The organism is Proteus terrae (assembly GCF_003144325.1).
GTDB classification, from domain to species: Bacteria; Pseudomonadota; Gammaproteobacteria; order Enterobacterales; family Enterobacteriaceae; genus Proteus; species Proteus terrae.
This window is the reverse complement of the sequence record NZ_PENS01000016.1, coordinates 108,895-118,849: the sequence shown is the minus strand read 5'-3', so window position 1 is coordinate 118,849 and position 9,955 is coordinate 108,895. Positions and strand designations below refer to the sequence as shown.

At 38.5% G+C, this 9,955-nt stretch carries 6 protein-coding genes and 3 tRNA genes; all 9 read right to left on the bottom strand.

Annotated features, from left to right (window positions below; translation table 11 throughout):
- Positions 1-41: 41 nt before the first annotated feature.
- Positions 42-118, bottom strand: a tRNA-Arg gene (locus tag DK857_RS16115).
- 89 nt (positions 119-207) lie between these two features.
- Positions 208-284, bottom strand: a tRNA-Arg gene (locus DK857_RS16110).
- Positions 285-293: 9 nt separating this feature from the next.
- A tRNA-Ser gene (locus DK857_RS16105) sits at positions 294-386 on the bottom strand.
- 465 nt (positions 387-851) lie between these two features.
- Entirely contained in the window at positions 852-1,040 is a 189-nt protein-coding gene (csrA, locus tag DK857_RS16100; protein WP_004244778.1) for a carbon storage regulator CsrA, read from the bottom strand.
- A gap of 221 nt (positions 1,041-1,261) precedes the next feature.
- Positions 1,262-3,889, bottom strand: a complete 2,628-nt coding sequence (alaS, locus tag DK857_RS16095; protein WP_109402714.1) for an alanine--tRNA ligase — start codon at positions 3,887-3,889, stop codon at positions 1,262-1,264.
- Between the two features lie 902 nt (positions 3,890-4,791).
- Entirely contained in the window at positions 4,792-5,862 is a 1,071-nt protein-coding gene (recA, locus tag DK857_RS16090) for a recombinase RecA (RefSeq protein ID WP_109395269.1), read from the bottom strand.
- A gap of 107 nt (positions 5,863-5,969) precedes the next feature.
- On the bottom strand, positions 5,970-6,476 hold the full coding sequence (pncC, locus tag DK857_RS16085; protein ID WP_109402713.1) for a nicotinamide-nucleotide amidase: 507 nt from the start codon (positions 6,474-6,476) through the stop codon (positions 5,970-5,972).
- A gap of 35 nt (positions 6,477-6,511) precedes the next feature.
- The gene (gene lplT, locus DK857_RS16080; protein ID WP_109395271.1) at positions 6,512-7,711 is read right to left on the bottom strand and encodes a lysophospholipid transporter LplT; all 1,200 of its coding nucleotides are present in this window, start codon (positions 7,709-7,711) and stop codon (positions 6,512-6,514) included.
- A complete protein-coding gene (gene aas, locus DK857_RS16075) occupies positions 7,711-9,870 on the bottom strand; it encodes a bifunctional acyl-ACP--phospholipid O-acyltransferase/long-chain-fatty-acid--ACP ligase (protein ID WP_109402712.1) in 2,160 nt (719 codons plus the stop codon). The genes lplT and aas overlap by 1 nt, the downstream gene beginning before the upstream one ends.
- Positions 9,871-9,955 lie beyond the last annotated feature (85 nt).

The following is a 9,955-nucleotide window of genomic DNA, read 5'->3' as shown; positions in this document are numbered from 1 at the left end:
TCTAGCTGCTCATATTGCAACTGGCAATCTGAGTAATGAGATGGTGCATCCTGGAGGATTCGAACCTCCGACCGCTCGGTTCGTAGCCGAGTACTCTATCCAGCTGAGCTAAGGATGCGCCGTTGTAATACTTTACGCTTTTAATGCAAATTATTCACTATTTGCACCAAAATAAAAACCCCATACATTAATCATGGGGTTGGAATATGGTGCATCCTGGAGGATTCGAACCTCCGACCGCTCGGTTCGTAGCCGAGTACTCTATCCAGCTGAGCTAAGGATGCAAATCTAAATGGCGGTGAGAGAGGGATTCGAACCCTCGATGCAGCTTTTGACCGCATACTCCCTTAGCAGGGGAGCGCCTTCAGCCTCTCGGCCATCTCACCATATTTAGAACCACTCGAAGAAGTTCTTACTGAACATCTCGTCTCTGTGTGGCGCACATATTACTTTCTCAGCCTAAGAAGTCAAACAATTTTTCTCAACTTTTTACGAATATACGTTTGTTTGAACACTTCACAAACAAACTGATGCGTTTATCATCAAGATTGGCTAAAAAAGTCCTAAACACAATGATATCGCTGATGAAAAATCATTCAAGTATTTTATTCTCTTAGTAAATAAATTTATTCACTCAGCAAATAATTGTGAAGCGAATGATTAGAGGTAAAAAGACTTTCAATTCTGTCAATCAGAATAAACGGATAGTGCAATAATAAATACAGCTCAAGAAGAGCAAAGATAGGAACAAAGAAAGGAATCAAAAGTCTTATAAAGAGAAAAGCGCCCAAACCCGGCAAAAGTGTGGACGCTTACGAATGAATTGTAACTAACTAAAAATAGGAATTGGTTTAGTAGTTATCAGTAGGCTGAGTTTTCTCGGCCTGAATTCGTTGATAGATCTCTTCACGATGGACAGATACTTCTTTGGGTGCATTTACGCCAATCCGTACCTGATTACCTTTAACCCCTAAAACGGTTACGGTCACATCATCGCCTATCATAAGCGTTTCACCAACTCGACGAGTTAGAATAAGCATTCTTTGCTCCTTGAAAATTTACAAGAGTCGGGTCTCTAGAATTTCCCGGCCATTATCCATCATACATTGTCAATTCGTATAATCATTATTTATCACAAGTAACTCATACTTCATAACAAAATATAAATTTAGTGATTGATTATTTAACGGATTACCAATATCTCTATAAGGCGTTATCCCTACACAAACAGGGATAGCGCCTTTTTTCAGGTTGCTATCGCTTACAGATGCGATTCAACCCACTCGTCAACACTTGCCAAAGCTGCTGGTAAAGCTTCAACGTCAGTACCACCAGCTTGAGCCATATCAGGGCGACCGCCACCTTTACCGCCAATTTGCTGTGCAACAAAACTAATTAGCTCACCAGCTTTAACTTTAGCAGTTAAATCTTTAGTGACCCCAACAATTAAGCTCACTTTACCATCAGAAATAGTAGAAAGCACAATAATTGCAGAACCTAATTGATTTTTTAAATCATCAACCATTGTTCTTAACATTTTTGGCTCAACACCATTAAGCTCACGAACTAAAAGTTTGATACCTTTCACGTTTTTAGCTTGGCTACCTAAAGAGGAACTCTCCTGAGCAGCTTGCTGATCTTTTAGTTGTTGAAGTTCTTTTTCCAATAAACGATGTTTTTCTTGGACTGTTTTGATTCTTTCGACCAAGTTTGTTCCATCGCTTTTTAGAACTTGTGCAACAAGAGAGATAAGATCTGATTGTTCATGAATACTCTCAATTGCTGCAATACCAGTAATCGCCTCAATACGACGAATACCAGCTGCCGTACCTGACTCACTGACAATGCGGAATAAACCAATATCACCCGTTCTAGAAGCGTGAGTACCGCCGCAAAGCTCTGTAGAGAAGTCACCCATTGTTAAAACACGAACTCGTTCGTCGTATTTTTCACCAAAGAGTGCCATTGCACCTTTTTCTTTTGCATCTTCAAGATCCATTAACTCAGTGACAACTGGTGAGTTAAGACGGATTTGCGCATTTACAATATCTTCAATTTGCCGTAATTGTTCTGGTTTAACCGCTTCAAAATGAGAAAAGTCAAAACGCAGATATTTATCGTTAACTAAAGAACCTTTCTGAGTAACATGCGTACCCAGGACTTGGCGCAATGCTGCGTGCAATAAGTGCGTCGCAGAGTGATTTAAACGAATAGCGTCACGACGAGCAATATCGATAGTGGCATTGATTTTATGGTTAACAATAAATGACCCTACGTTAACTTTACCAATATGACCAATAGCTTTACCGTATTTTTGCGTATCTGTGACTTCAAACAGGCTATCTTTCCCTGTTAGAACACCTTTATCACCAACCTGGCCACCAGACTCTGCATAAAATGCGGTTTTATTTAAGAAGATAATACCTTCTTCACCTGCTTTTAACTCAGTGACTGATTGCCCGTTATGGAAAATAGCGGTAATTGTGCCCTGCTGTTCATCATGATCATAACCAGAGAACTCACTGCGACTATCTACTTTAATTAAACTATTATAGTCAGTACCGAAACCACTGGACTCACGAGCACGTTTACGTTGCTCTTCCATCGCGATTTCAAAGCCTTTTTCATCAACTTTGATATTTCTTTCACGACAAACATCAGCTGTTAAATCAAGAGGAAAACCATAAGTATCATAAAGACGGAAAGCCGTTTCACCAGGAAGAACGTCATCTGTTAATTGAGCAAGCTCTTCATCTAATAGTTGAAGACCACGTTCTAATGTACGAGCAAACTGCTCTTCTTCTGTTTTTAATACTTTTTCAACGATAGCTTGTTGACGTTTTAATTCTTCACCAGCTTCTGCCATAACTTCAATTAATGGAGCTACTAACTTATAGAAGAAGGTGTCTTTTGCGCCAAGCATATAACCATGGCGTACTGCACGACGAATAATACGACGCAGTACATAGCCACGGCCTTCATTAGAAGGAATAACACCGTCGCAAACAAGAAATGAACAAGAACGAATATGGTCTGCAATAACGCGTAATGATTTATTTTCTAAATCCGTTGCATTAGTCACTTGAGCAACAGATTTAATTAAAGAACGGAATAAATCAATGTCATAGTTAGAGTTTACATGCTGTAAAACAGCGGTAATACGCTCTAATCCCATACCTGTATCAACAGAAGGTTTTGGTAATGGGTCCATTGTACCGTCTGACTTACGGTTAAATTGCATGAAGACGATGTTCCAAATCTCAATATAGCGATCACCGTCTTCTTCTGGTGATCCTGGAGGCCCGCCCCAAATGTGGTCACCATGATCATAAAATATTTCAGTACAAGGTCCACAAGGGCCAGTATCCCCCATTTGCCAGAAGTTATCTGATGCAAATGGTGCGCCTTTGTTATCACCAATACGGATTATTCTTTCTGCTGGAATACCAATTTCTTTATTCCAAATATCATAAGCTTCATCATCGGTGGCATATACCGTTACCCAAAGTCTTTCTTTAGGTAAGTTGAACCACTCTTTGCTTGTTAATAATTCCCAAGCAAAATTGATCGCATCATGTTTAAAGTAGTCACCGAAACTGAAATTACCTAGCATTTCAAAGAAGGTATGGTGACGAGCGGTATAACCCACATTTTCTAAATCGTTATGTTTACCACCTGCGCGCACACAGCGTTGCGCGGTTGTCGCTCGGGAATAAGGTCTATTATCCAATCCAAGAAACACATCTTTGAATTGGTTCATCCCTGCGTTTGTAAACAGCAATGTTGGATCGTTATTTGGAACCAAAGAACTGCTAGGTACTATTTGATGTCCTTTAGTATGAAAAAAGTCGAGAAACGCCTGACGGATCTCAGCGGTGCTTTTGCTCATAATTATCCCGAAATCAAGCTGGAAAAACAGAAATTAGAAATCTAGTTAGAGGAGGTTTATTGTTACCTCTACTTAGCCAACGAATACATAAGTAGGGATAAGATAGAATTTCTTCAGTCAGAAGTAAAACCCCCGATAAACTTATTCGTGTTGACATTGTAAATCGTCTAGTTTTTTTCTGAAAGTGGGATTGTTATCTGAGAATGGGACTTTTCTCTATTTAAGAGCAATTATCTTGGGAAATGTTAACAACTGAAAGTATTTTCATTTTGTAATTATTAAAAACTATTTGTTATTACTGATTTTTTATGGGACTACTCTCTATACGTTTCTTTTCTCCAAATAATCTCTTTTTCTCATGGCAATTAGTCACAAACACGTAAACACTATTACTTAAATAAGATATTAAAGCACGATAACTTACTAAAATAAAAGCACTTGTCAGTATAAAATTCACCTTACATCTCAACAAGCCTTTAAATACAATTTAAATTAGATCCAAATATCTTGAATATATTTATCTTTATATGTCAATTATTTACTATCAGGTGCAACCAGATTATCGTAATAATTCTTATTTAGATTAATTATCTATGAAGATATATCACCAAAATTTCACTATATAAAATTTCATACAACTATAAAAAATAGATTAGTAAAAAATATCGTTATATTAAATAAAGTAGTGTTAAAGGCTGTTTTTTACAGGAAGAAAATAAAATAAGACTAATTTGAACCCTATTTTGAATAAAAAATACGACATATAGCAAAAAGGAAGCCTTTTTAGAGCTTCCTTTTTAAGTGAGTTAAATCACATTAATTGACTAGTGTTTTACAACTACGATAATCGTAATATGTTTTAATACGTATTCAATTTAGCAATTTGGGTATTGGCAAAAGAACTATTCTTCTGTTTCTTCAATATCTGCTGCATCATCGCTTTTGTTAGTAAAATCAGCTGCGCTAGTAAATTCGCCAGCATGATTTAATAACATTTCACGTAATTTGGTGTTTAACTCATCGTACATTTCAGGGTGTTCTTTTAGGTAAGTTGTTGCATTGGCTTTACCTTGACCAATTTTCTCACCATTGTAGCTGTACCATGCACCAGCTTTCTCTACCAATTTATGTTTAACACCTAAATCAATCAATTCACCAAAAGTGTTGATACCTTCGCCATACATAATTTGGAATTCAGCTTGTTTAAATGGTGCTGCAATTTTATTTTTCACCACTTTAACACGAGTTTCACTACCAACAACTTCATCACCGTTTTTAACAGAACCGATACGACGAATATCTAAACGAACAGAAGCATAGAATTTAAGTGCATTACCGCCTGTTGTGGTTTCTGGGTTGCCGAACATAACACCGATTTTCATACGAATTTGGTTGATGAAAATAAGTAATGTATTGGAATTTTTCAGGTTACCCGCTAATTTACGCATAGCTTGGCTCATCATACGAGCTGCTAGACCAACGTGCGAATCACCAATTTCGCCTTCAATTTCTGCTTTTGGTGTCAACGCGGCAACGGAGTCAACAACGATAACATCAACAGCACCAGAACGAGATAATGCATCACAAATTTCTAAGGCTTGCTCACCAGTATCAGGCTGAGAACACAGAAGGTTATCAATATCTACGCCCAGTTTTTTAGCATAAATAGGATCTAAAGCGTGCTCAGCATCGATAAATGCACAAATTTTACCTTCGCGTTGAGCTGCAGCAATAACTTGTAGTGTTAGCGTAGTTTTACCAGAAGATTCTGGGCCATAGATTTCAACAATACGACCACGTGGTAAACCACCAGCACCCAAAGCAACGTCTAATGATAAAGAACCGGTAGAGATGGTTTCAACATTCATGGAACGATCTTCACCCAGACGCATGATAGACCCTTTACCAAATTGCTTTTCAATTTGACCAAGTGCTGCGGCCAATGCTTTTTGTTTGTTTTCATCAATAGCCATGTTATCTCCCTCTGGGCAGTGAAGCATAAATATGGGTCACTACCATTAAAACGTATATGATTTTGCTTGTTGAAATTCATTATACTGTATAATCATACAGTATCAAGTTAATTATTAATAATTTCTTTAAATATTGATTTTAAAGAAAAAATAACAGATTCAGCTCTTACTTGCTCTCGTGAACCACTGAATATACAGTGTTTTGCCGTAGCTTGAATACCTGTTGGTGTTTTCATTGCAAAGCCGAACCAAACTAAACCAACAGGTTTTTCTTCACTCCCACCACCAGGGCCTGCAATACCACTAACTGATACTGCAAAATCTGCATTAGCTGTTATCAGCGCCCCTTTAGCCATTTGAAGAACAACTTCTTCACTCACCGCTCCGTATTTAAGCAAGGTTTGCTCATCAACGCCTATCATTTCATGCTTTGCTTCATTGCTATATGTTACAAAGCCACGATGATAATATTCAGAACTTCCTGCAATATCCGTGATAACTTTCGCAATCCATCCGCCAGTGCAAGATTCAGCCGTTGTTATCGTACTCTTCTTTTCAATTAACACTTTACCCACCTCAATACTTAAGCGGGTCATTTCATCGTAATTTATCATTAAGGTTCATCTAACCTCTATTCTAAATCCATTATTTAAGATTTCTTTCTGGTGCAATCCCATAACCATAAACCACCAATTGCTAAGGCAAAAATAGCACCAAAGCCAATCCCAATAGCAACGACAGATACGCCAATGCTCGTAACCAGTGAGAATAATCCAAGCATTAATAGCATTGCTGTATTTTCACCAAGATTCTGTACAGCGATAGCATTACCAGCACCCACACTGTGCTTTCCTTTGTCTTGTAATAACGCATTCAGAGGAACGACAAAGAACCCCCCAAAAACACCGATGATGATAAGGATTAGATAGGATGGAATAATTGAAGTCTGCAATGAGAAGTAAACAACACCAAGGCCAATTAAAATACCGGCAGGCATGCAACGACGTACTGTTTTCAGTGTCACAAATTTAGCAGCTAATCCAGCACCGACCACAATCCCGATAGCAACCATCGCATTTAATACAGTAGGAGTCGTATTATCAGTCATACCTAAAGCAATCGGTACCCATTGAACAAGTAAAAAGCGCAATGTGACTCCTGCGCCCCAAAACATGCTGGTTCCCACTAAAGAAAAGCGACTTTCTTTGTCAGCCCATAAAGTACGTGTAGCCTCAAGAAATTGAATGAACATTTTTTTAATGTTCCAACCACGGCCAATTTGAGCTGCTGATAATTTAGGTATACTAAAGTTAACAAATACAGCTAAGGCATACATTGCCGCACAAACACCTAATGCAAAAACAATGCTCCAGTCTGAGAGTAAACCACCAATAACTGATCCCAGTAAAATAGCGGCAATGGTAGATGCTTCCATTAAGCCATTTGCTTTAACTAAACGCTCACCATCAGTTAATTCACCCAAAATGCCATATTTAGCTGGAGAATAAACAGCGGCACCAATTCCGACTAAGGCATAACCAAGGAAAGGATCTGAGCCTACACAGATAAGAAATGCGCCTACGAATTTTAGAAGGTTGCCACTGAGCATAACCCTACCTTTAGGATTACGATCAGCAAACTGCCCTACAAAAGGTGCTAAGAGAATAAAAGCCAGCACAAAGACCATTTGTAAAACAGGCTGGCTCCACTCTGGGTAAAGTGCCGATTTAAACTGAGCAAGGATCGCGAACAATAATGCATTGTCAGCAAAAGCAGAAAGAAATTGCGATATCAATACCGCTTTCATTCCTCTACTCATTAAAGGAGGCTGGCTAATATTCTCTGACATTAGTTATTTTCCTGTTCAGCAAGTTTTTTCAATGAGACAAAATCCGTTTTCCCACTTCCTAAAACAGGAATTTCTTTGATAAAACGAATATCCTTTGGTACAGCAATTTCAGCAACACCTTCCGATTTTGCCAATGCTGACAGCGTACTACGATCTAATTGTTTATCAGTTGTGAACAGTACTAATGATTCACCTCTGCGTTTATCACTTATTGTCACAACGGCGTGCTCACCTTTAGATGCTTTACGTGCAAGTTGCTCAACCCCCTCAAGAGAAACCATTTCACCCGCAATTTTTGCAAAGCGTTTTACACGCCCTTTAATAGTACAAAAACCTTCACTATCAATAGCAACGATATCACCAGTGTCGTACCAACCTTCTTCATCAATACCTTCAGCATTCGTTGCGACAGGGACTTCCAATTTTTCAGGTGATTCTACACGTAAGTATCCCATCATTACGTTAGGGCCACGTAATTGTAGTCTACCGCCTTCAGAAATCCCCTTCATTGGAATTAAACGCCCTTCCATACCCGGTAATAAACGCCCCACCGTATGGGCTTTAGCACTCATAGGCACATTGATTGAAACAACAGGTGCGCATTCAGTTACGCCATAGCCTTCTAAAATACGAATACCGAATTTCTCTTGCCATAAAACACGAGTCGATTCAGAGAGCTTTTCAGCTCCAGCAACCACATATCTGACTCTGGCAAAATCATAAGGATGAGCAAATTTTCCGTAGTTTCCTAAAAAGGTTGATGTACCGAATAACACCGTACAGTTTTGGTCATAGACCAATTCAGGTACAACTCGGTAGTGTAATGGACTTGGATAAAGAAAAACGCGTGCACCTAAGCAAATTGGAGTCAGCAAACAAGCAGTTAAACCAAATGCATGAAATAACGGCAATGCTGACATAAATTTGTCTTTCGGTGAAAAGTCAGCAATTGCACGAATTTGATCAACGTTAGCCAATAAACTTGAATGGCTGTGAACAACACCTTTAGGCGTTCCTTCAGAGCCTGATGTAAATAAAATAACGGCAGCATCATTTGCCTCTTGCGGTAACATCGCTTTTTTAGGCGTAATGAGATGTTTGAGGATCCAGCGTTTATCTTCACTGGTGACAGTATCTTTTAGATCCTCAAGATAAATCCAATTTGCTTCAGGTGTTTGCTCAGGAATATGTAACAAATTCCCTTTTTCTAAAAATTGGCGTGATGTAAAGATAGTCTTGATTGATGCGGCTTTCATCGCATTTTGTACACCTAAACTACCCGCAGTGTAGTTAAGCATTGCCACAACACGTTGACGCATTGTTGCACCTAATAGTGTAGCTGCAGTGACGGTTGTATTTGGAAGCAGTAAGCCGATTCGCTCTTTGGGCTCTGTATAGCGCTCAATCAATCGACTGATCCCTAACGTTTTTTTTAGTAACCCTTGATAAGAATCTTCTTTTAGACTGATATCAGAAATTAGTGGACTGAATCGACCATATTGAGACATTGCCTGTAAAAATGCTTCATACAGCGTGATATTAGGTCGCGTTTGCATGATGGCTTCCATCATGATGTCACGCATGGCTTCACCTGCTAATCGGCGACGTTCAGAAGATTTTTCAGCTTTTGGCATCGGCAAATCAACAGCAGGGAGTACCTTGATGGTAATTCTAGGAAAGAATTGAGACTTTACTCGTAAGCTTTTGCGTATTCGTGAAAAATAGCTGAATTCAGCGCCTTCAATTCTAACAGGAACAACTTTAGCGCCTGATTTTGCTGCAATAAAAGCAGCACCTTCATAAATTTTCATCAAACCATTTGTTACAGTGATCCTTCCTTCTGGGAAAATCACAACAGGACGACCTTTATCCACTTCTTTAACTAATTGACGAACAGCCATTGGGTTTGCGGGATCTAAAGGTACGATATCAGCATAACGACCTAACCATTTTGTCGTTTTTGCAGAAGCAACAGAGGTATAAACAGCAAATACCGGATTAATAGGCAGGAATAAACGTAATAATATACCATCAATAAAAGAAGTATGATTTGGTGTAATTATACATTTTTCATATTGTGAAAACTGATTAACAAGTCCTTCAATTCTTATTCTAAATAAGAATTTAAATAGTGTTTTAAAAAACGCTATCAACATCATATCCATATCTCATTTTGCTATAATTAGCCTTACTATAAATAGGATGTGATGAAAATAAAATAGATGTTCCCTGTTTTATCCTTTA

What these genes read in the sequence shown, in the direction of transcription:
- pncC (WP_109402713.1), bottom strand. Translation starts at nt 6,476, where the DNA reads ATGATAAATTACGATGAAATGACCCGCTTAAGTATTGAGGTGGGTAAA.
- recA (WP_109395269.1), bottom strand. Translation starts at nt 5,862, where the DNA reads ATGGCTATTGATGAAAACAAACAAAAAGCATTGGCCGCAGCACTTGGT.
- csrA (WP_004244778.1), bottom strand. Translation starts at nt 1,040, where the DNA reads ATGCTTATTCTAACTCGTCGAGTTGGTGAAACGCTTATGATAGGCGAT.
- aas (WP_109402712.1), bottom strand. Translation starts at nt 9,870, where the DNA reads ATGATGTTGATAGCGTTTTTTAAAACACTATTTAAATTCTTATTTAGA.
- lplT (WP_109395271.1), bottom strand. Translation starts at nt 7,711, where the DNA reads ATGTCAGAGAATATTAGCCAGCCTCCTTTAATGAGTAGAGGAATGAAA.
- alaS (WP_109402714.1), bottom strand. Translation starts at nt 3,889, where the DNA reads ATGAGCAAAAGCACCGCTGAGATCCGTCAGGCGTTTCTCGACTTTTTT.